Origin of the sequence: Rhizobium sp. BK212 (genome assembly GCF_014197475.1) — a bacterium.
GTDB classification, from domain to species: domain Bacteria; phylum Pseudomonadota; class Alphaproteobacteria; order Rhizobiales; family Rhizobiaceae; genus Rhizobium; species Rhizobium anhuiense.
In genome coordinates, this window is sequence record NZ_JACIFS010000002.1 from 334,781 (window position 1) to 355,671 (window position 20,891).

Annotated in this window: 22 protein-coding genes and 1 pseudogene; 12 read left to right on the forward strand and 11 right to left on the reverse strand. The window is 61.5% G+C overall.

The genetic code is table 11. The annotated features are described in order from the left end of the window. Nucleotides 1–86 precede the first annotated feature (86 nt). The 4 genes and pseudogenes from FHT79_RS31925 to FHT79_RS06700 form a co-directional block, all read left to right on the forward strand. Nucleotides 87–320, forward strand: a pseudogene (locus tag FHT79_RS31925) (PIN domain-containing protein); the annotation flags it as partial. Nucleotides 321–425: 105 nt separating this feature from the next. Next, nucleotides 426–677, forward strand: coding sequence for a type II toxin-antitoxin system ParD family antitoxin (locus FHT79_RS06690; RefSeq protein WP_047610776.1), 252 nt, complete (start codon nt 426–428; stop codon nt 675–677). Beyond that, nucleotides 661–996, forward strand: coding sequence for a type II toxin-antitoxin system RelE/ParE family toxin (locus FHT79_RS06695; protein WP_047610777.1), 336 nt, complete (start codon nt 661–663; stop codon nt 994–996). The genes FHT79_RS06690 and FHT79_RS06695 overlap by 17 nt, the downstream gene beginning before the upstream one ends. After that, nucleotides 986–1,573 (forward strand): class I SAM-dependent methyltransferase, encoded by a 588-nt coding sequence (locus tag FHT79_RS06700; protein WP_183903117.1) that lies wholly within the window; start codon nt 986–988, stop codon nt 1,571–1,573. The genes FHT79_RS06695 and FHT79_RS06700 overlap by 11 nt, the downstream gene beginning before the upstream one ends. A gap of 49 nt (nt 1,574–1,622) precedes the next feature. Here FHT79_RS06700 and ilvC read toward each other — a convergent pair whose 3' ends face one another. Together ilvC and FHT79_RS06710 are read right to left on the reverse strand one after the other, a co-directional pair. Then, nucleotides 1,623–2,642 (reverse strand): ketol-acid reductoisomerase, encoded by a 1,020-nt coding sequence (gene ilvC / locus FHT79_RS06705; RefSeq protein WP_047611747.1) that lies wholly within the window; start codon nt 2,640–2,642, stop codon nt 1,623–1,625. A 49-nt stretch (nt 2,643–2,691) separates the two neighbouring features. After that, on the reverse strand, nt 2,692–3,357 hold the full coding sequence (locus tag FHT79_RS06710; protein ID WP_028757491.1) for a TetR/AcrR family transcriptional regulator C-terminal domain-containing protein: 666 nt from the start codon (nt 3,355–3,357) through the stop codon (nt 2,692–2,694). Between the two features lie 174 nt (nt 3,358–3,531). Between FHT79_RS06710 and FHT79_RS06715 the strand changes: the two genes are divergently transcribed. Further along, nucleotides 3,532–3,978: a hypothetical protein gene (locus FHT79_RS06715; protein ID WP_183903118.1), complete on the forward strand. Its 447-nt coding sequence runs from the start codon at nt 3,532–3,534 to the stop codon at nt 3,976–3,978. Nucleotides 3,979–4,001: 23 nt separating this feature from the next. Next, nucleotides 4,002–4,367: a DUF4087 domain-containing protein gene (locus tag FHT79_RS06720; RefSeq protein WP_183903119.1), complete on the forward strand. Its 366-nt coding sequence runs from the start codon at nt 4,002–4,004 to the stop codon at nt 4,365–4,367. Nucleotides 4,368–4,446: 79 nt separating this feature from the next. On the opposite strand, the gene FHT79_RS06725 is transcribed toward FHT79_RS06720, so the two are convergent. From FHT79_RS06725 to FHT79_RS06735, 3 genes are all read right to left on the reverse strand, one after another. Then, complete coding sequence (locus FHT79_RS06725) at nt 4,447–6,129, reverse strand: hypothetical protein (RefSeq protein ID WP_183903120.1); 1,683 nt, start codon at nt 6,127–6,129, stop codon at nt 4,447–4,449. Next, nucleotides 6,129–7,187: a glycosyltransferase family 2 protein gene (locus FHT79_RS06730; RefSeq protein ID WP_047610786.1), complete on the reverse strand. Its 1,059-nt coding sequence runs from the start codon at nt 7,185–7,187 to the stop codon at nt 6,129–6,131. Before FHT79_RS06730 ends, FHT79_RS06725 begins: the two co-directional genes overlap by 1 nt. A gap of 98 nt (nt 7,188–7,285) precedes the next feature. Further along, a complete protein-coding gene (locus FHT79_RS06735) occupies nt 7,286–8,194 on the reverse strand; it encodes an AraC family transcriptional regulator (RefSeq protein WP_047610788.1) in 909 nt (302 codons plus the stop codon). A gap of 203 nt (nt 8,195–8,397) precedes the next feature. On the opposite strand from FHT79_RS06735, the gene FHT79_RS06740 reads away from it, so the two are divergent. Further along, nucleotides 8,398–9,444 (forward strand): NAD(P)-dependent alcohol dehydrogenase, encoded by a 1,047-nt coding sequence (locus tag FHT79_RS06740; protein WP_097594218.1) that lies wholly within the window; start codon nt 8,398–8,400, stop codon nt 9,442–9,444. A 138-nt stretch (nt 9,445–9,582) separates the two neighbouring features. Here the strand turns inward: FHT79_RS06740 and FHT79_RS06745 are convergent, their stop codons facing one another. From FHT79_RS06745 to FHT79_RS06765, 5 genes are all read right to left on the reverse strand, one after another. Then, on the reverse strand, nt 9,583–11,538 hold the full coding sequence (locus FHT79_RS06745) for a TetM/TetW/TetO/TetS family tetracycline resistance ribosomal protection protein (RefSeq protein ID WP_183903121.1): 1,956 nt from the start codon (nt 11,536–11,538) through the stop codon (nt 9,583–9,585). Nucleotides 11,539–11,986: 448 nt separating this feature from the next. After that, the gene (locus tag FHT79_RS06750) at nt 11,987–13,252 is read right to left on the reverse strand and encodes an NAD(P)/FAD-dependent oxidoreductase (protein ID WP_028757546.1); all 1,266 of its coding nucleotides are present in this window, start codon (nt 13,250–13,252) and stop codon (nt 11,987–11,989) included. Nucleotides 13,253–13,613: 361 nt separating this feature from the next. After that, nucleotides 13,614–14,123: a BA14K family protein gene (locus FHT79_RS06755; protein WP_183903122.1), complete on the reverse strand. Its 510-nt coding sequence runs from the start codon at nt 14,121–14,123 to the stop codon at nt 13,614–13,616. Nucleotides 14,124–14,250: 127 nt separating this feature from the next. Continuing rightward, nucleotides 14,251–14,796, reverse strand: coding sequence for a PH domain-containing protein (locus tag FHT79_RS06760; RefSeq protein ID WP_183903123.1), 546 nt, complete (start codon nt 14,794–14,796; stop codon nt 14,251–14,253). Nucleotides 14,797–14,822: 26 nt separating this feature from the next. Then, nucleotides 14,823–15,287 carry an Lrp/AsnC family transcriptional regulator gene (locus tag FHT79_RS06765; RefSeq protein ID WP_097594216.1) on the reverse strand — a complete coding sequence of 155 codons (465 nt, stop codon included), beginning with the start codon at nt 15,285–15,287 and terminating at the stop codon, nt 14,823–14,825. Between the two features lie 147 nt (nt 15,288–15,434). Here FHT79_RS06765 and FHT79_RS06770 point away from each other — a divergent pair, with 147 nt between their 5' ends. From FHT79_RS06770 to FHT79_RS06785, 4 genes are all read left to right on the forward strand, one after another. After that, the gene (locus FHT79_RS06770; RefSeq protein ID WP_028757544.1) at nt 15,435–16,154 is read left to right on the forward strand and encodes an aspartate/glutamate racemase family protein; all 720 of its coding nucleotides are present in this window, start codon (nt 15,435–15,437) and stop codon (nt 16,152–16,154) included. 201 nt (nt 16,155–16,355) lie between these two features. Further along, the gene (locus FHT79_RS06775; RefSeq protein WP_097594215.1) at nt 16,356–17,273 is read left to right on the forward strand and encodes a helix-turn-helix domain-containing GNAT family N-acetyltransferase; all 918 of its coding nucleotides are present in this window, start codon (nt 16,356–16,358) and stop codon (nt 17,271–17,273) included. 59 nt (nt 17,274–17,332) lie between these two features. Continuing rightward, complete coding sequence (locus FHT79_RS06780; protein WP_097594214.1) at nt 17,333–17,956, forward strand: TetR/AcrR family transcriptional regulator; 624 nt, start codon at nt 17,333–17,335, stop codon at nt 17,954–17,956. Between the two features lie 128 nt (nt 17,957–18,084). After that, entirely contained in the window at nt 18,085–19,293 is a 1,209-nt protein-coding gene (locus FHT79_RS06785) for an MFS transporter (RefSeq protein WP_063474640.1), read from the forward strand. 9 nt (nt 19,294–19,302) lie between these two features. Here the strand turns inward: FHT79_RS06785 and FHT79_RS06790 are convergent, their stop codons facing one another. Beyond that, nucleotides 19,303–19,719, reverse strand: coding sequence for a helix-turn-helix domain-containing protein (locus FHT79_RS06790; RefSeq protein WP_028757540.1), 417 nt, complete (start codon nt 19,717–19,719; stop codon nt 19,303–19,305). A 123-nt stretch (nt 19,720–19,842) separates the two neighbouring features. Between FHT79_RS06790 and FHT79_RS06795 the strand changes: the two genes are divergently transcribed. Further along, complete coding sequence (locus tag FHT79_RS06795) at nt 19,843–20,751, forward strand: SDR family oxidoreductase (RefSeq protein WP_063474639.1); 909 nt, start codon at nt 19,843–19,845, stop codon at nt 20,749–20,751. The last annotated feature ends 140 nt before the right edge of the window (nt 20,752–20,891 follow it).

A 20,891-nucleotide genomic window follows, 5' to 3' on the forward strand; every position in this document is an offset into this window, starting at 1 on the left:
CGCGGATCTCTTTCGAGACTGCGCGCCGCCCGGTCTTTTGTGGCCGAGTCAGCCGGAAAAACCATCGCTACTTCTCCTCTGGCGACCAAAAGGACGAGGAAGCCGTCGACAGCTTCATCGCTTATACCGCGACATGCATGGTTGTCTCTCTCGACACGACGCTTGCCCGCCGTGCTGCCGAAATCTCGACGATCCACAAACTCGCCACCGCCGATGCGATCATTTATGCGACCGCGGAGCGCCATGATGCCGACATCCTGACCTGCGACGCCCATTTCAAGGATCTCGAACGCGTCATCTATGTCGATAAAAAAGACTGACCTGGATGTGACCCAAGTGCTCGACGGCGGAGCGCAACGCTTCTATCACAACGTGGGAAATGGTAATCTGGCATCAACCGGCATGGACGGACTGCACCGAATTCAATGGCGAAAATGACGATCTCTCTTCCGGATAATCTGGCGGATTACGTCGCACGCCGTGTCGCAAGCGGCAGATACGCCAATGCCAGCACATATCTGGCGGAACTCGTCCTGAGGGACCAGGACCATCGCAAGCTCGATGACGAAGAATTGCGTGAGATTCTGAGGTTGGCCGAAGAGAGCGGCATCAGCGACCGGCGCATTGCCGATATCCTGTTGGAAACGAAGGCAAAGCTGCGTGACATCAACCTATAGGCTGACCCGAACCGCAGATGCCGTGCTGTCGGGCATCGACGAATATGCCAGCTTGCACTTCGGCGAGGCACAGGCGGATGCCTATCTTCTCGACTGGGACAGAATTTTCGTGCTTCTTTCGCGCGCGCCCTCCATGGGAGACGAATGCGAAGAGCTTGGCGTCGGCCTTCGCCGCCTTCTTCACATGCGCCACGTCGCCTTCTATCGTGAAATACCGGACGGCATCCTCGTCATCGACATCATCGGCGCCGATCGGCTCCCCGAAAGGCACCTTCAATCCAACCGACGCTCCCGAACGGCCGATCCGCATGCCTCGTGACAATACCTCTGACTTCTACAGGCAAAACGCCGAGACATACGCCAACCGGGCGCGCAGCCTGCCGAAGCAGCAGCTCGATGCCTTCCTCGCCGGGCTTGCGCGGGGTGCGGCAATCCTCGAACTCGGCTGCGGTGGCGGACAGGACAGCGTCTACATGCTGTCGCAGGGTTTCGACGTGACGCCGACGGATGGCTCTGCCGAGCTTGCAACACAGGCCGAAGCGCTGATCGGCAGGCCGGTCAGGGTCATGCTGTTCCAGGAACTCGACGCCGACAGCGCCTTCGACGGCGTCTGGGCGCATGCGAGCCTTCTTCATGTCCCCCGATCCGAACTGCCCGACGTCTTCGCCGGCATCCGCCGCGCCCTGAGGCCCGGCGGCCTCCTTCACGCAAGCTTCAAGGCCGGGGAAGCAGAAGGCCATGACGGCTTCGGTCGTTATTACAACTATCCCTCCGCCGAATGGCTCTCGGAGCTTCTGACGAAAGGCGGTTGGGGGAATATCGCCCTAAGCGAATACGACGGCGGCGGATATGACGGCAAGCCGACGCGCTGGCTGACCGTCAGCGCACAACGATAAAGGCCGGAGCTTTCGCCCCGGCCCTCGATTCCTACAGTCTGAAAACCGCTTAGTTCACGCTCTTGTCGACCAGCTTGTTCTTGCCGATCCAGGGCATCATGCCGCGCAGCTTGGCGCCGACTTCCTCGATCTGGTGGCTGTCGTTCAGGCGGCGGATGCCCTTGAAGCGCGAGCCGCCAGCGCGGTATTCCTGCATCCAGTCGGAAGTGAACTTGCCGGTCTGGATGTCCTTGAGGACGCGCTTCATCTCGGCCTTGGTCTCAGCGGTGATGATGCGCGGACCGGAGACATATTCGCCCCACTCGGCCGTGTTCGAGATCGAGTAGTTCATGTTGGCGATGCCGCCTTCATAGATCAGGTCGACGATCAGCTTCACTTCGTGCAGGCATTCGAAATAGGCCATTTCAGGCGCGTAGCCGGCTTCAACAAGCGTTTCGAAACCGGCGCGGATGAGTTCGACCAGACCGCCGCAGAGAACGACCTGTTCGCCGAAGAGGTCGGTTTCGCACTCTTCGCGGAAGTTGGTTTCGATGATGCCCGAGCGGCCGCCGCCGACGCCGCAGGCGTAGGAGAGAGCGAGTTCAAGCGCATTGCCGGAAGCGTTCTGGTGAACGGCAACGAGGCAGGGAACGCCGCCGCCCTTCTGGTATTCGCCGCGAACCGTGTGGCCCGGGCCCTTCGGCGCGATCATGACGACGTCGACCGTGGCCTTCGGCTCGATCAGGCCGAAATGCACGTTGAGGCCGTGGGCGAAGGCGATCGCCGCGCCGTCGCGGATATTTGCAGCGATTTCCGACTTGTAGATGTCGGCCTGCAGTTCGTCGGGCGTTGCCATCATCATCAGGTCGGCCCAGCCGGCGGCTTCGGCAACCGTCATGACCTTGAAGCCGTCGGCTTCAGCCTTCTTGACGGTCGGCGAACCGGCCTTGAGCGCGATGACGACGTTCTGGGCGCCGCTGTCTTTGAGGTTCAGCGCATGGGCACGGCCCTGCGAACCGTAGCCGATGATGGCGACCTTCTTGGCCTTGATGAGGTTGAGATCGGCATCACGATCGTAATAGACGCGCATTTGAAGTTCCTTCCCTTTGCTTGTCTTGTTGACTGTCATTAAAGCGGAATCAACCGAGAACCGGCATCTCCACCAGAACCTTGTCCGTGCCGTAGAGCCGGAGGAAGGCGGTAACCGCCCTCTCCGCCTGGCGCGCGGTATCCTTGAGGCCCGGCTCGCCGAGCAGCATGCGCACATGCAGATCGGAAACAACAAGGCCGTAAAGCGTGTGATAAGCCTCGTCGGCATCGGAAAAACGCAGGAGCCCTGCCCTCTTTCCGGCATCGATCAACGCCATGGCGCGCCGGTCGATCTGGCGGCGGCCGCGCTCGAGCAGCAGCTTGCCGAGCTTCGAGCCGTCGCGGTTCGACTGGCCGATCGCCAGCCGGTTCAGCGCCAGCGAGACGTCGCCGGCGAGCACCTCCAGCAGATCACGCGCGAAAATGACGACATGGTCGTGCAGACTTGCCGCCGTCAGCCTCTCGCCGTTGCGCTCGAAGGTGCGCACCTTGCTCGCCTGATAGGCGATCATCGCCGACAACAACCCATCGCGGTCGCCGAACCACTTGTAGAGGCTCTCCTTCGAGCAATTGGCGGCACGCGCCACACCCGAGGTCGTCAGCGCCTTCTCGCCGCCATCGACGAGCAACCGCAACGCCTGCTCCAGAACGGCGTTCTGGCGCGGCGAAAATTCGCTCGGCTCTGCGGTATCGACAGACAAGGTCGTAGCTCCCATGTACGTACCGTACGGTACGGTTCGCGAGGTTTATGCGATAAACCGATCAGATCGTCAAGAAGCCCGGATCATTTTTTTAATACGGGAAACCGCGATCAAACACCAGAATTGGATAGGCGCGAATCCTTGGTGATCGCATATTGTCGCGGTACCCGTTTGCGCCTGGAGGCTTCGATGTCACGCCTGTCTGCAGCTCTTCTCCTGCTCGGAGCAATTTTCCTGGGCGGCTCAAGCGCTCTCGCGCAGTCCGACAGCGACGTCTATAACCGCATCGAAGAACTGCACGGCGACGCCGCAGGCTTCGACCGGCCGCTGCGCCAGCTCGTTCGGGCGATCCGCTCGGGCGACGCCGAAACCATTGCCGGGCTTGCCGAATACCCGCTGACGGTCAAGGCCAGGGGCGAGACTTACGACGTCGAGAGCGCCGAGGATTTCATCGACAATTTCGACGATCTGGTGACGCCGGAAACGCGCCGCGCCGTCGGGCGCCAGCAATACGGGGATCTGTTCGTCAATAGCGACGGCGTCATGCTCGCGGGTGGCGCCCTCTGGATGGGCGCGGTCTGCGATGACGACGCCTGCGAGGAAAGCCATTGGGCGATCATCGCAATCAACAACTGAAATCTGGCGACGAGGAAAAGCCGATGAAATACCGGATAGCTGCCGCGGTCATCACCGCAGCTCTCGCCATCGCCGCAACCGCACAGGCGGCCGAAACGCGTTGCGGCTGGATTGAAAATCCGACGCCCGCCAACTGGTGGCTGGAGGATGCGGAAAACACCTGGACGATCATGACCCAGGGCGACGATGTCGGCGAGGTGGAAGGCATGGAGCTGATCTCCGACATCTCCGAACATGAGTATGTCAGAACCAACGGCAATTACGGCTATGCCTGCGCCTGCATGAGTGTGGAGACGGATGGCAAGGAGCGCATCACGAAAATCCTCTCCTTCCGCCAGCTCAAGCTCGCCAAATGCCGAGCCGACAAGGCGCTGAAATTCCCCGACTGATGAGCCACATAGCCCGAAAACCGGATGGCGGCCGCGATCATGACCCGATTCAAGGGTAATCGTCCACGAGAGCCGGGGCCTATGACGCCGTAACGCAACTGGCGGGGATCACGAGAGGTTCCGCCGGTATCGCCTTGTCGATCGCATAAAGCTTCGCGAAACCGGCATCCTCGACCAGCGTCAGGCCCGTCGGCATGCGGGTGCCAACATAGCGGTCGGGGAGATCGGCATTGGCGACGAGGATGAAATTGAAACGTCTGCGCCAATCCGAAAGATAGGGCGTGAAGCTATTATATTCCTGCATCATTGCTGGGCATGAAAGCACGCCGATCGACAGCAAATTGCCCTCGGGAACCGCGATCTCAGACCATGGTGACAGAACCGATAACGGCTGCTTGCCTTTTGCGGTGAAGAGCGTCGGCACGAAAGCATGCGAGACGGGCACGGCAAGCGTCGGCAGATGCCGGAAAGTATCCAGTCCCCAGAAAAAATGCCGGTTGGAGTGGGCAAGGTAGCTCACTGTCTCAGGTTCATGCCCAAGTGGTAGCACGGCTGCACCGGCCGGCACCCTTTTCAGCACGCTCTCGACAGCGGCAACATCCTTTTGCGCCAGCCACCAGTTCCAGCCGATCCAGCCGGTACGGCCGAAGACTGCAAGATTGATGACGAGCGAAAGCAACAGCGCCTGCCGGCGCGGGAGATTGGCGAAGGGGCATACCATCGCCATGGCGACGAGCGCCGTCATGATCGGAAAGCGCCAACTGATCCATCCGGTGCCGAGCATGTGCCGAGGCGAAATACAGGAGAGCAGCAGCAGACCGCCAGCGGCGACGGCAAGCCCCGCATGCATGCGGATGTCGCCCGCTCGTGCGGCACGTGTGCAGATGAGGATCAGCGGCAGAACCAGTAAGACATCCACCACCGGGACATAGGCCGTGATGGCGGAGAGCAGATTGAGGACGATCAGGACGACGCCGTCGTTCCATGCAAGCCCAAGGCCGTTGCCACCGGCGTTGGGCAAAGATGCCGTGTGAAGGTAGAGCGCGAGCGGTGGCAAGACGCAGGCGCCAATCGCCAACGCCAACCGGCCGACGAGCCTCGTGAGACCCGCCTTCGATCGCAGTATGTCGATGCGCCACGAAAATTCGAGGCCGCAGACGATCGCCATATAGAAGCCGAGCGAGAAGATGTGCATCACCGTCAGCAGCAGCGAAGCGGCGAGCCGCCAGGCAAAAACCAGCGCGGGATTTTTGCCCTGCAGCCGGAGGTCGACGCAGGCGAAGAAGAGCGCCATGCCGAGGCCGATCTGGAAATTGATGAAGCCGCCGATCATGGTGGCGCACCAGCCGAGCGACAGCATGGCGGTCTGCCAGTGGTGCCGGCCGCCGAAAAGCGCGCGATGCAAGCCGATCGCGCCGAGCGGCGGCAGCACGATCGCCAGGAAAAGCAAAGTCCGCGCAAGCCTGTCGGCGCCGACAAGCGGTCCCAGCCAGGTGGCGAGAATGTCGATCCCGACATTGGTGAAGGTGCGGCTCCAATCGACCGCATAAATCTCAGGAAACGGCTGCTCGCCGATGCCGCCCGAAAGGAGCCATATCCGGGCGTAGTGATTGGGGTAATCGAGAACCGGCGGAAAACGAAACAGCACCACCAGCGCCGCGGCAAGCGCGACGAAAGCGGCGATCGCAATGGTGGAATCCTGTCTGGCGGCTAATCCCTGGGGCTCGGCTGCGACCACAGCAGGCGTGGCGATCTGGTCCATTATCCGATCCGACTGCTCTTTTGCGCTCGCGAAGGCTCCCCGGATGCGAAGACCGCATCCAGTGCTGTGCGCTTGTCGTCGGTGCTCATCTCCGAAAAAGCAGTCGGCAGCTCGGCGTGTTCGCTGCCGCGCAGGATCGTCTCGATCATGAACATCGGCCGCTTCTTGCTCTCCTGCACGAGACGGCCGAGATATTCGCCGATGATGCCGATACAGATCAGCTGGATGGCGCTGAAGGCGCTGACTGCGGCCATGATCGACGACCAGCCGGTGATCGTTTCGCCCTCCAACCAGCGAACGAAGGTGTAGACAAGCAACGCGATCGCGACGCCGGCGCTGATCATGCCAAGCCATGTGGCTATACGCAGCGGCGTCGTCGAAAAGCTGGTGATCGCATCGAGCGCAAAATTGATCATCTTGCGCAGCGGATATTTCGTCGTGCCGGCAAAACGCACGTCACGCTCGTAGGGGAGAGCCACCTGCCTGCCACCGATCCAGCTGACCATGCCCCGGATAAAGCGATCGCGCTCCGGCATCGCCAACAGGATATCGACGACGCGCCGGCGCATCAGCCGGAAATCACCAGTATCACGCGGGATGGTGACAGAGGCGAGCTTAGACAGAGCGCGATAGAAAAGCGAAGCGGAGGCAAGCTTGAACCAGGTTTCGCCTTGGCGGCGCGTGCGCTGACCGTAAACGACGTCGGCGCCACGCTCCATGATCGGCATCATCATCAAAAGCAACTCGGGCGGATCCTGGAGATCGGCGTCGATCAGGAGCACACGCTCGCCCCGCGACGCGGAAAGGCCCGCCGTCGATGCCAATTGGTGGCCGTGATTGCGAAGAAGACGAACGCCAAGCACTTGCGGCACATCAGTCGCCAAATCGGAAATGATCTCCCAGCTGCGGTCGGACGAGCCGTCATCGACGAGAATGAGCTCGAAGGCATCCCCAGCAACGCTCCGAGCAGCGGCGGCGGCTCGGCGGCAGAATTCGCGCAGGCCCTCCTCCTCGTTATGACAAGGCGCGACGATGGAAAGAAGTGGTGTTTGCGTCATATCGCCATCGGTGCTGGTGTTTCGCGCAAGCCTAGCCACGAAACGTCAAACATCCTTTAATAGCAACCGCGCCGGCGTCTCGCCGGACGCGCTACACTCTACTCCGTCGCCATGACCTCGCGCGCGCCATCGATATCGCGCGCCGGCGAAGCGCCGTAGAGGCGACTGTATTCGCGGCTGAACTGCGACGGGCTTTGATAGCCCACGCGGTGGCCGGCCGTGCCGGCATCGAGGCGCTCCACCAGCATCAGGCGACGCGCCTCGTGCAGGCGAAGCTGCTTCTGATATTGCACCGGCGTCATCGCCGTGACCGATTTGAAGTGATGATGGAAGGACGACACACTCATGCTGACGCGGACGGCAAGATCCTCGATCCGCAGCGGCCGCGCGAAATTCTCCTTCAACCATGCGACGGCGCGGGCGATCCTGTTGCTGTGGCTGTCTGCTGTGGCGATGTTGATCAGCCGCGCGCCATCCGGCCCGGTCAGCACCCGGTAGAGGATTTCCTGCTCGATCAGCGGCGCCATGGCAGGAATGTCGCCTGGACGATCGAGCAAGCGCAGCAGGCGGACGGCGGCATCCAGGAGCTCCGGCGGAGCGACGTTCACCGCCATCCCGCGCTGCCCGTCGGTATGGGCCGCCGGACGCGGAATATCGATACGGCTCAAAAGCTCAAGCAGCTTTTCGGAATCGATTGCCAGCCCCAGGCAGAGATGCGGCACTTCAGGGCTTGCCTCGGTGACCTGCCAGGCAACCGGCAGGTCGAGCGAGGTCAGCAGATAGTCCCCTGTCCCGTAGCTGATAAGTTCGGTGCCGAGGCGCAGGCTCTTGGCCCCCTGCAGCACAAAGGCAAAACAGGGCCGGTAGCTGCTGTGCAGCGGATCGCTTGGCTTGGATCGACGGCTGACGTGAAGATTGCCGATATCAGTCGAGAACTCGCCGTCGCCAGGCGCGAAGCGCATCGCGATGTCGACAATTTCCTGATAGGGGCTGAAGGGCAAAGTCATGCGGCAACTCTTTCTGTCAACTGGCTGACGCCGTGATACCGCCCTTATCTAGAGTGCCTTCGCCATTTCGCAAACAGGCCGGCGCCTCACTTTTGCAGGATCGTGCAAAAAGCTGAGAGGATCGCTCTAACCCTCTCACGTAGTTCCGGGCAATAGTCCGCCATCCCGTTCAACCCCCACCACAATCGAAAAGGAAGGTTCCCATGCCTATTGCAAGAGGCTACGCCGCAACCGACGCTTCCAAACCGCTGACCCCTTTCACCTTCGAACGCCGCAACCCCAACCCCGATGACGTCGTGATCGACATCAAGTTTGCCGGCATCTGCCATTCGGACATCCACACTGTCCGCAACGAATGGAAGAACGCCGTCTATCCGATCGTGCCGGGTCATGAGATCGCCGGCATCGTCTCGGCGGTCGGTTCCGCCGTGACCAAGTTCAAGGTCGGCGACCGCGTCGGCGTCGGCTGCTTCGTCGATTCCTGTATCGGCTGCGCCGAGCGCGACCTCGATCGCGAACAGTATATGCCGGGTCTCAGCGGCACCTACAATGATTTCGAAGCCGACGGCAAGACACGCACCCAGGGCGGCTATTCCGACTCGATCGTCGTCAAGGAAGGCTATGTCATGTCCATCCCGGACAACCTTCCGCTCGATGCCTCCGCGCCGCTGCTCTGCGCCGGCATCACGCTTTATTCGCCGCTGCGCCACTGGAATGCCGGCCCCGGCAAGAAGGTCGCGATCGTCGGCATGGGCGGCCTCGGCCATATGGGCGTCAAGCTGGGTGCGGCGATGGGCGCCGATATCACCGTTCTTTCCCAGAGCCTTTCCAAGAAGGAAGACGGGCTGAAGCTCGGCGCCAAGGAATATTACGCCACCAACGACCCGGAAACCTTCAAGAAGCTCGCCGGCACTTTCGACCTGGTCATCTGCACCGTCAGCGCCGAAATCGACTGGAATGCCTATCTCGGCCTTCTGAAGGTGGATGGTTCCTTCGTGGTGGTCGGCGCGCCTGAGAATCCGATCCCCGTGCATGCCTTCTCGATCATCCCCGGCCGCAAGAGCATATCGGGCTCGATGATCGGCTCGATCAAGGAAACCCAGGAAATGCTCGACTTCTGCGGCGAGCACAACATCGTCTCCGAGATCGAAAAGATCAACATCCAACAGGTCAACGAAGCCTATGAACGCGTCCTGAAGAGCGACGTCCGCTACCGCTTCGTCATCGACATCGCCTCGCTGGCAGCATAAGAAAACGAGAGGCGGCGCCTTCGGGGGCCGCCTTTTTCAATGTCGGGCGATTTCAACTGTGGCGGTGCTGTCAAAATCTCCGCCCTTGGGCGCAGCCGCACCGTCTGCCACCCGCGATCAAATGCGACACTCGGGATGTCACGATATGCCTCCGGCATGTCGATGCAGGCGCAGCAGGTATTCGACGCCGTTGAACGGATCAGGACCTGATCGCGGGCGCGAGCGCGGCGGGCCAGCCACTGGGGCGTAATGATCGAAGCTGCTTTCCATGGTCCCCGCCCCGCTCGTCAGGCCCGGCAATTGCTGCTGGACACCGCGGACCATCTGAGACGCCATGGTACCCTCGAGCCGGGCGACGCCATCGGCAATGATCGAATCCGTCGTCGTTGCTGCCGATTTTGCAAGCAGGGTGACCACGCCGCTCAAATTTTCTGCGGGCGTTTCGAGATGAAAGCGGTCGACCGGCTCGCAGAGCACAGTCTGCGCGGCCGATAGCGCCGTTGCCAGCACCCATGGCGTCAACTGCCGGAAATCGGCGGCGGTGCTTGCGGGCGAGCTGTGCCGGGCCGCCGTCATCGCCACCTGGCAATCGATGACCTGCCAGCCGAAAATGCCCTGTTTCAGCGTTTCGAACACGGTCTCCTCGACTGCTCGATAAAAGGCTACGGGCATCTGGCCGACATCCACTTCGAGCGCAAAGCTGTTGCCTGCCCCGGGAGGGCGCGGTTCGACGCGCAGGCCGACGGTCGCCAGGAAGGGATTGGGCTCCTTGAAGAGGATCTGCAGGCCGGCCCCGGTCCCGACCGGCCTCTCGACCAGGATGACGGTGCTTTCCTCGAACTTTGCCTCAAGTCCGAAGTCCGTCAGCAGGGTCGATTGGATAACTTCCTTCTGCACCTCGCCGTAGAGTGAAACGAAGACTTCGTCCGTCTCCTCGTTCCGGCGCAAATTGATCAAGGGATCCTGTTCGGCCATCTGGTTCAGCGCCAGCCAGAGCGCCGCCTTGTCGGAAGGCCGCCGCGCAAGGACCCGGGTTTCGAGCGTAGGCGGCGCAAAGTGAGCCCGCCCGCCCGCGGGATCTCCGCCCACCGCATCCCCGATCCGGGCGCCGGCAAGGCCGGCGACGCGCGCAATCTGCCCTGCGCGAAGGCTCTCGGCGCCATCAACCCGGCCGGCCTGGAACAGGTGGATCGCAGTCACCCGTTCCGGGCCTCCGGGCAGGTCCAGATATTGCCGAAGCCGCACCGTACCTGAGGCGAGATAGATGTAGGCGAGCTTTTCCCCACCCCAGCCGCGTTCGATCTTGAAGATCTTGCCGGCAACCGGGCCATCCGGATTGGAGCGCCGGCCGGGCAGGATCGACGCAATGGCCGATGCCAGGGCGGGGATGCCGACGCCGGTCATCGCGGCGCCCGCGAAGACCGGATGGACGAGGCCGCTCGCCACCTGCTCGGCTAGGCAGCGCCCAAGCCTTTCCTTGCTCAGGCGACCGGCAGTAAGGATATAATCGGCAAGCAGGGCCTCGTCGTTTTCTGCCAGTGCCTCACAGAGCGGCGTGAAAAGCGGCTCGTCTCCCGGCGCGAGCGTCTCCACCCGGGCAAGCTTGGCTCCGGCATCGATGACCGACGACATGGCGATGGGGCGGACCTGTAATTGGCCGGCAAGAGCCTCCACCACCTCCTGATATCGGGCCCCAAGACGATCGACCTTGTTGACGAAGAAGATGAAGGGAACGCCAAGCCGCTGCAACGCCCGCACCAACACCCGTGTCTGGGCCTGCACGCCTTCGACCGCCGAAACAACGACGATCGCGGCATCCAGCAATCCCAGCACCCGCTCGACCTCGGCGATGAAATCCGGGTGGCCGGGCGTGTCGATGAGATTGACGATCCTGTCGCCGATCGCAAACGACACCACCGCCGCCCTGATCGTGATGCCGCGTAGTCGTTCGAGTTCGAGAGTGTCCGTCTGTGTATTGCCGGTATCGACGCTGCCGAGCTTGTCGATGACGCCGGCGTCAAAAAGCAGTCTTTCGGTAAGGCTAGTCTTGCCTGCATCTACATGGGCGAGAATGCCCAGATTCAAAGTGCGCATGAACCACCAACTTCTCAGAATTTCGAATGTGATTTTCGTGAGAAGTGAATCGGCGCATTGGAACCTCTACCCGTTGCTACGGCTGGATGCGCACCTCCCGGTGGTTGGGAGACGCGGATGGAATGCTAAGGGTGTGCGGGGAGATGTGTCAAGCTTGGGCGTATCGCGTTGTCTAAAGGCTCCGACATGTGTGCCGCAGGGCACGACAATCAGCCCTCATGGTGAGGGTGAGGAGCGAAGCAATCGATCCAGTGAATCGATTGCAACGACAAACGCAGGGCCGTCTCGAACTACGAGGGCGGGTGGCTAAGCGGTGCCTGCTGCATGCAGATGTCGCTGGGTGAAGCGCCGGTGGCCGTCCCCCATCCTTCGAGGCCCTCCGGTTGTACCTCAGAACGAGGCAGGAGAGACGGCGCATTCCCGGACAGCTTTCACGGGCAAAGGAGGCCTACTCCTCCTCCCGCATCGTTTCTTTCTGGGTGATCAGCCGGGCGCTGTGCTGGCCACTCAGATAGATCCACAACCAGCTCCAGGCGACGGAGAAGCGCGAGCGGGTGCCGATCAGGAAGTAGATATGGGCAAGACCCCAGATCCACCAGGCGATCCAGCCCTTCAGCTTGATCCGGCCGAAATCGATGATGGCCGCACTCTTGCCGATCGTGGCGAGGCTGCCTTGGTGCCAGTAGCGGAAGGGCGCCGGTGCCGGCTTGCCGGACAGACGGGCACGGATCACCTTGGCGACGTAGCCGCCCTGCTGCTTGGCGGCAGGCGCGATGCCCGGCACCGGCTTCCCGTCCTCGCGCATCACCGATGCGGTATCGCCGACGACGAAGACGTCGGGTAGCCCCGGCGCGCTCAGATCCTTCTCGACCACGACGCGCCCTGCCCGGTCGGCCGCAACGCCGAGCCACCGTGCCGCCGGCGAGGCGGTGACGCCGGCTGCCCAGACGATCGTCCGGCTGGCAACGAAAGTGTCGCCGATCTTCACGCCGTCGGCATTGCATTCCGTCACCGGCCTGCCGAGATGGATCTCGACCCCGAGTTTCTCCAGCGCCTTCTGGGCATAGGCCGAAAGCTCTTCGGCGAAGGTCGGCAGCACCCGCGGACCAGCCTCGACCAGCACGACGCGGGTCTTGCGCGTATCGATGTTGCGGAATTCCTTGGGCAGCGTGAAATGCGCGAGTTCGGCAATGATGCCGGCCAGCTCGACACCGGTCGGCCCGGCCCCGACGATGGTGAAGGTCAGAAGCGCATCGCGCACGGTCGGATCGGCCTCCATCTCCGCCCTCTCGAAGGCGAGCAGCACGCGCCGGCGGATCGTCGTCGCATCCTCCAGCGTCTTCAGGCCCGGCGCCACCGGCTCCCATTCATCATGGCCGAAATAGGCATGCGTCGCCCCGGTCGCCAGCACCAGCGTATCGTAACCAAGAGTCATGCCGTTACGGAGGGAAACAGTCTTTGTGCCGCTGTCGACGCCTGTGACCTCGCCGAGCAGCACCGTCACGTCAGGCCGGTCGGCATAGAGCCGGCGGATTGGCCAGGCGATTTCCGAGGTGGAGAGAATGGTCGTCGCCACCTGATAGAGCAGCGGCTGGAAAAGATGATGGTTGCGCCGGTCAACGAGCGTGATCTTGACGCCAGCGCCTTTCAAACCGTTGACGAGTTGCAACCCGCCAAAACCGCCGCCGACAACGACGACATGATGATCGCCCATGACCTGCCCCTTCTGCGCCATTTCGCTGAAAGCCAATGTGGCCCTCGCCGCAATGGTTGCAACCGCCGTTTCGGCATGTCTCCCCTGCGTCATCCGCAGTCGAAAGAGCATGTCGCGCAAAAGTGTGCAGCGGTTTTGCGAGAACGACATGCTGGAATTGAAAGGCCTAGACCAAAGCAAACGAATCCGATCGCGGCGCGCTTTAGCGCCGAGATTATCGGCAACTCCTGCAACCCAACCCGGCGACGCTTGTGAAGCGGACGTCGGGCAGAATTATAACTGCCCAGAGCCTCGGTCGAGGTGCGACACAGACATAGCGTTCGAACGGGCAGTCGGCCCGGAACAGTTCACGGCGCAGCAATCAATAGGGACCGACGCACTGGCGACGGGGTCCATGATAGGGCTGGAAGGTATTGTCGAACGCCCTGTACGACCGATAACGCGCATAGCACCAGCTCTCGTGGCTGCCGCCCCGTCCATAATAGCCAGACGACGCATAGGCCCGATAGGGCCGGCCATAATAGCGATACGGCGAACCGTAATAGCGGTAGGGCGAGCCGTAATAGCCGTAGGGTGAACCGTAATACGAGCCGTAATAGGGCTGTGCCAATGCGCCGCCAATGATGGTGCCGACGGCTAGACCACCCAAGGCCCAGCCCCAATCCGCTCCATGGTTATGGTGGTAACCTCTGTAATAGCCGCCTCGGTAATGGCCGCCACCCCAGTGGCCGCCTCGGCCACGCCATTGCACATGCTCTATCTGCTGCTGCGCTTCGATCCTGGGTGGGTTGATAGCCGGAAACGCTTGAGCCGGCGTGATGCCGGGGGCACCTATGATCAAGCACAACGCGGCGACGGTCAGCTTTCTCATGACTGTTCTCCTCTGCTCGTCCAAGTGAGGGAACTATCTTCCCCTCCTCCTGAACCAAAGGTGAACGCAATATGTCCAAAAACGTTCCTTATAGAGACACATTAATCCCTATCGATGGCACTGGGAATTATCGGCTGCTGGTGCAATCCGACCTTGCTGTTTCCAGGAGGCTGTAAACGTGTCGCGCATCCTCGATCCCCAGAATCTGAGGTTCGTTGGCCAGACTTGGCGTCCAGCCGCTCATCCTCCTGTTGGACGGCACGCCGAATTTGATCGTACCCTTGCCGCGGCTGCCCTCTTCAAGACTGATCGACGGCAGGAGTTCGAGCTGGTTGGTGGACAAATATCGAAAGAGCCCGCTTCTGCGAATGATCACACGTCTGTTGGTCAGTACATATTCCGTCCGAGCCCGGGCAGCCGCATCGACGAAAAAGCGTCCGGCCATTAGGTAAAGGCCCATGAGTACGAACGGAATACCCCATAATTTTGTGAATACCGGCGTTTCCGTGCTGATGGCAGTAATTTCCCAGAAGATCGCAAAGCCGCCCCACAAAAGCGAGAACGGAACGAGGAGGAAATCCCGCGATGTCAAAAGAAATCCTTGTCCGGGACGCCCTGACCAAGGAAGCTTTTCCCCCGGCATGAAAAGGCTACGAATATCGCTATCGCTCATACTGTCATGCCCTTTCAAATGATTTTTTACCGGGCGTAGCCCACGGGTATCGCCATTCCATGTTTCAATTCTTCCATCGAGATCGACGCCGAGACGTCGAAGAGTTCGAGCTTGCGCACGATCTGCTTGTAGATCACGTCGTAATGCTCGACACGCGGCAGCACGATCTTCAGAATGTAATCGTGATTGCCGGTCAGTCGGTGCGCCTCGACGATCTCGGGAATGTCGCCGATGATCCGGCGAAAGCTTTCCGTCCATTCGTCGGAATGGTGAGCCGTCTTGACGAGAGCGAAGACCGTCGTCGGCACGCCCATTTTCTCCCGGTCGAGCACGACGATGCGCCGGGCGATATGGCCGCTTTCTTCCAGCCGCTGGATACGCCGCGAACAGGCCGACACCGAAAGCGCCACGCGCTCGGCAAGATCGGTCACGGATATGCCTGCATCCTTCTGCAGCATGTCGAGAATGCGCCTGTCGCGATCATCAAGCATGTATCCACCGCCCAATCTTTGCACGATTTCATCAAATGGCGCAAAATTATAGCACATATCCCACCATGGAAACAAATAACGCAAACACACCGCGCCGGGATTACGGCATCATTTTCGAAAGTTCAGAATCATGGAGAGCGTGAAGACATGGAAACGATCGGCCTGATCGGCGGTATGAGTTTCGAAAGTTCGGCGGTCTATTACCGTCTCGTCAACGAGATGGTGCGAGACCGCAAGGGTGGCCTTGCCTCGGCCGAACTCATCCTGCATTCGGTGAACTTCGAGGAGATCGTCGCCCTTCAGAAGGCCGGCGCCTGGGATATGGCCGCCCGTCGCCTTGCCGACGTGGCTTTGCGCCTGCAGATTGCTGGCGCCGGCTGCATCCTCATCTGCACCAACACCATGCATCTGATTGCCGACGAGGTTGCCAAGAAGATCTCCGTGCCGCTGATCCACATCATCGACGAGACGGCGAAATCGCTGCATGCCGGCGGCCGGAAGCGCCCGTTGCTGCTTGCGACCCGCTACACGATGGAACACGGCTTCTACAGCGACCGCATGAAAAACCTCGGTCTCGACATCATGGTTCCCGATGCCGGCGACCGCACCACCGTGCACGACATTATTTTCAATGAACTCTGCGCCGGCAAGGTACTCGACAGCTCACGCGACAAGCTCATGGCGGTCATATCACGCGCCATCGACAACGGCGCCGACAGCATCATCCTCGGCTGCACCGAAATCTGCCTGATCCTCGATCCCGACCATCTGCCGCTGCCCGGCTTCGACACCACGGCGATTCATGCGCGAGCGGCAGTCGATTTCGCGCTTGGCGCGGACGAGATCGCGGAAGAGGAAGCGGCCTGAAAGTGTCTCGCCTCGGATTGCCAAATTAATTGACTCAGTCCATTAAATACAGCACAAGATCTCTATTTGGAGATTCTTGAGTTGTTGACAAGGCTCGTTCTTTCCTCGGCGTTATCCTCGGCCTTGTGCCGAGGATAAACGAAAGATGAGTGGGCCGACTTGTCAGCAGTCTGACTAGGTCTCCATCTGGAGATCTTTGCCATGTCCGATATCGCCCTCATCGAAACCGCGCGCGATTTCAACCGCTTCTATACGAACTTCCTCGGCCTCCTGAACAAGGCCTATCTCGACACCGCATTCACGCTGACGGATGCCCGCATCCTCTTCGAGATCGGCTCGCATGACGGTGTCAGCGCCGTGGCGCTGGTCCGCGACCTGCATCTCGACCCGGCCTATCTCAGCCGTATCCTCAAGCGTTTCCGCGCAGAGGGACTGATCGAGACCAGTCCGGATCCGGCCGATCTGCGCAGCCAGGTCATCATTGTCACCGACCGGGGACGTGAGCAGTTCGAAGAACTCGGCCGGCGCGCCAATGCGCAGATCGCCGCCCGTTTCGACAATCTCGCGGCCGGCGAGCCGGAGGCGGCAGTCTCGGCCATGCACACCATCCGCGCCCTCCTCGACCCTACGGCCAAACCCGCACCGGCCGTCATCCGCGCCCATCGCGCCGGCGATATCGGCTGGATCGTTCAGAGCCAGGGCCGTTTCTACGCCGAGGAGTATGGCTGGGACCTGCGCTTCGAAGCGCTGGTCGCCGAAGTTGCCGGGAAATTCCTCGCCAATTTCGATCCGGCCAAGGAATATTGCTGGATCGCCGAGCGCGGCGACGTCAATGTCGGCTCGGCCCTCGTCACCAATGGCGGCGACGGCATCGCCAAGCTCCGTCTGCTCTATGTCGACAAATCAGCCCGCGGCCTCGGGCTCGGCAAGATGCTGGTCGACGAATGCATCCGCTTCTCCAGACAGAAGGGCTACCGCGAACTCTCGCTCTGGACCAACGACATGCTGGAGACCGCCCGCGCCATCTATATCAAGGCCGGCTTCCGGCTTGTCTCCGAGGAGAGACACCGCATGTTCGGCCCCGAGGCGAACGGCCAGAACTGGGTTCTGGCTCTGTGATTTGCTGCGTCGCAAAAGTTTCGCTTGATTTGGAAACGAACATTTCCTAATTAGATGCCATGAATACGGCGACCATTGAACATCAAGAAAAGACCAGGGGCCGCGGCCGGCCGCGCGAATTCGACGTGGAGGCAGCGCTCGACGCTGCCCTACGCGTCTTTTCCGAGCGCGGCTATCACGCCGCCTCGATCAGCGAACTGACCGAGGCCATGGGCCTTGCCGCCGGCAGTGTCTACAAGGCGTTCGGCGATAAGCGTGGCATCTTCCTTGCAACGTTCGACCGCTACCGCGCCGTTCGCCGTGGCATGCTCGATGCCGAACTCGCCAAGGCGGAGACCGGCCGGGATAAGCTGCATGCGCTGATCGCCTTCTTTGCGGCGTCCTCCCACGGCGAAACCGGCAGGCGTGGCTGCCTGGTGGTCGGCAGCGCCGGCGATCTCGCTCTCTTCGACAGCGAAGCGGCCGAACGTGTCGCCGCCGCCTTCATGGCCGACGAGACACTGCTGGCCGATCTGATCCGCCTCGGCCAGTCCGACGGCTCGATTTGTGCAGACCTCGATATATCAGCGACCGCGCTTGCGCTTCTCTGCCTCACCAAAGGCATGCGCGTCATCGGCAAGGTGGAGCGCAGCGGTGAAGAAATGGCGGCCGTCGCCGAAGCCGCGATGAAGTTGGTGACCTGACATCCCCCGGAAAAAGGCGAGCCATTCTCTCGGAGGAGCGGCAAGCTGTTGCACAGCCGGAAGCGGGTGGCCGGCGGCAAGATCATTTGAAATCATTCCTTTCAATCTTTGAATACCGGAGTTCCCCGATGAGCATTTCAGCCACCACGCCGGATAAGGCCATTCCCAGGGCGCTATCCCCCTGGCTAACCTTCCTTTTTGCCGCCGCCTGCGGACTGGTGGCCGCCAATCTCTATTACGGCCAGCCGCTTGCCGGCCCGATCAGCGCCGATCTTGGCTTCACGCCTGCCGCCACCGGCCTGATCGTCACGCTGACGCAGATCGGCTACGGGCTCGGCCTGTTGCTGATCGTGCCTCTCGGCGACCTCACCGAAAATCGCCGTCTGGTGTTGCTGCTGATCGCCGTCTCCGCCGTTGCGCTGATCGGCGCGGCGCTGTCGTCGACGCCGACGGCCTTCCTCATCGCCTCGCTCTGCATCGGTCTTTCGTCGGTGGCAGTTCAGGTCCTGGTTCCCTTCGCCGCCAACATGGCGCCGGATGCAACGCGCGGTCAGGTCGTCGGCAATGTCATGAGCGGCCTGCTCTGCGGCATCATGCTGGCTCGCCCCTTTGCAAGCTTCGTCGCCGAAGCTTCCTCCTGGCATGTGGTCTATTACCTCACCGCGGCGCTGATGCTCGTGCTTGCCGTCGTGCTGCGCTTCAACCTGCCGGTTCGGCTGCCGAAGACGAAGCTGCGCTACGGCGAGTTGCTCGCCTCCATGGGTCATCTGGCGCTGACCTCGCGCGTGCTGCAGCGCCGCGCGCTCTACCAGGCCGGTATGTTCGGCGCCTTCAGCCTGTTCTGGACGACGACGCCGCTGCTGCTTGCAAGCCCGGCTTTCGGCCTGACACAGAACGGCATCGCCCTCTTTGCGCTTGCAGGCGCTGCCGGCGCCATCGCCTCGCCGATCGCCGGCCGGCTTGCCGACCGCGGCATGACGAGGATCGCCTCGACGATTGCCATGCTGCTCGGAATGGCTTCCTTCGTGATCAGCCATTTCGCCACGGACGGTTCGCTCACCGCTCTGCTGCTTTTGACGGCCGCGGCGATCCTTCTCGATTTCGGCGTGACGACCAATCTGGTCTGCGGCCAGCGCGCCATCTATGCCCTGAACCCGGAACACCGCAGCCGGCTCAACGGTCTGTTCATGGCGACCTTCTTTGCCGGCGGCGCGCTCGGCTCGGCGCTCGGCGGCTGGGCCTATGCCACCGGCGGCTGGACGATGACAGCCTGGATCGGCTTCTGCTTTCCGGCGCTAGCCTTCCTGTTGTTCCTGACGGAAGGGCGCGGCCGGTAGGAAGCCAGCCTATTTGTCGGTGGAATCAAAATGCGAACGGGCGGCGCGAACGGCGTCGTGGTTTGCCTCCGCCCAGTTCAGCAGCTGCGACAGTGGCTGGTAGAGCGAGCGTCCGAGTTCGGTCATCGAATATTCGACGCTCGGCGGCTTGGTCGGGAACACTTCGCGATGGATATACCCGTCCCTCTGCAGGTCACGTAGTGTCTGCGTCAACATGCGCTGCGAGATATCGGGGAGCATCCGCCGCAGCTCGCCGAAGCGACAGGGCCGAGCCGCCAGCACTTCGAGCAGCAGCGTCGACCATTTGCCGCCAATTTGCTGCATCATGTCCCTGACCGGGCAATTCGAAAAATCGAGACTGGCGAGATCGATCTCGCGCCGCATCCCCGGCATTCTGTTCTTCAGACTGAGGACCGCGCCGGTCATCTGCTGGTTCCTTTTTGGTAACGTAGAGCCGAAAAACTGCCTCCTTTACACCGCCAAGTCAATTCCTATTCTAGTGTAACTCTCTTTTTGAGACCGCCACCAAAACATAGAAGGAAACGACCTATGAGCGAAACCATCCTGGTCACCGGCGCTGCCGGGCAGCTCGGCCAGCGTGTCATCCACCACCTCATCGAGACCTACAGGGTCGCGCCCGGCAGCATCGTCGCGGCAACGCGCAGCCCGCAAAAGCTCGCCGAGCTGGAAAAGAAGGGCGTTCTCACCCGCAAGGCCGATTTCGACGATGTGGCAGGCCTGGAAAAGGCTTTTGCCGGCATCGACCGCCTGCTGATCATCAGCACCGACGCGCTCGACACGCCCGGCAAGCGTATCGCCCAGCACAAGGGCGCCGTTGCAGCGGCCGTCAAAGCCGCCGTCAAGCACATCGCCTACACCTCGATGCCGGCGCCGGACAATTCGCTCGTTTCCTTCGCGCCCGATCATCTCGGCAGCGAGAACGCCATCAAGGCAAGCGGCATCGCTTACACGATCATCCGCGACGCCTGGTATCACGACAATTACCTGCACGGCATGCCGCACAACCTGCAGGGCGGCAAATGGTACAGCGCCACCGGCGACGGCAAGATCTCGACCATCTCGCGTGACGACTGCGCGCTGGCCATCGCCGCAGCCCTTGCCTCCGGCACCGCCGAGAGCGCCACCTATACGCTAACCGGCGCGCAATTGCTGAACAACCGGCAGATCGCCGCCATCGTCTCCGAAGCCGCCGGCAAGCCGCTCGAAGTCGTCGACGTCAATGACGAACAGCTCGGCCAGGGCATCCGCGGCGCGGGTCTTCCCGGCTTCGTCGCCGACATGCTGGTTTCGGCCGACGCCAACATCCGCGCCGGCAACTTCGCGATCGTCACCGAAGACTTCACCAAGCTGACCGGCAAACAACCACAGCCGCTGAAGGATTTCTTCGTGGAACACAAGGCGGCCCTGACGGCGTCAGGCAATGCCGGAGGCCATTGAAGCCTTTCGCTGTGTTCCTGCGCTAGTCGCAGGGATGAGCGAACTCCGATTCTGGATCCCTCATCAGGGCAGATGAGTCACGCACGGCCAGGGCGCGCCGTGGCTGGATTCCTGTGACAGGCACAGGAATCCAGCGCGCC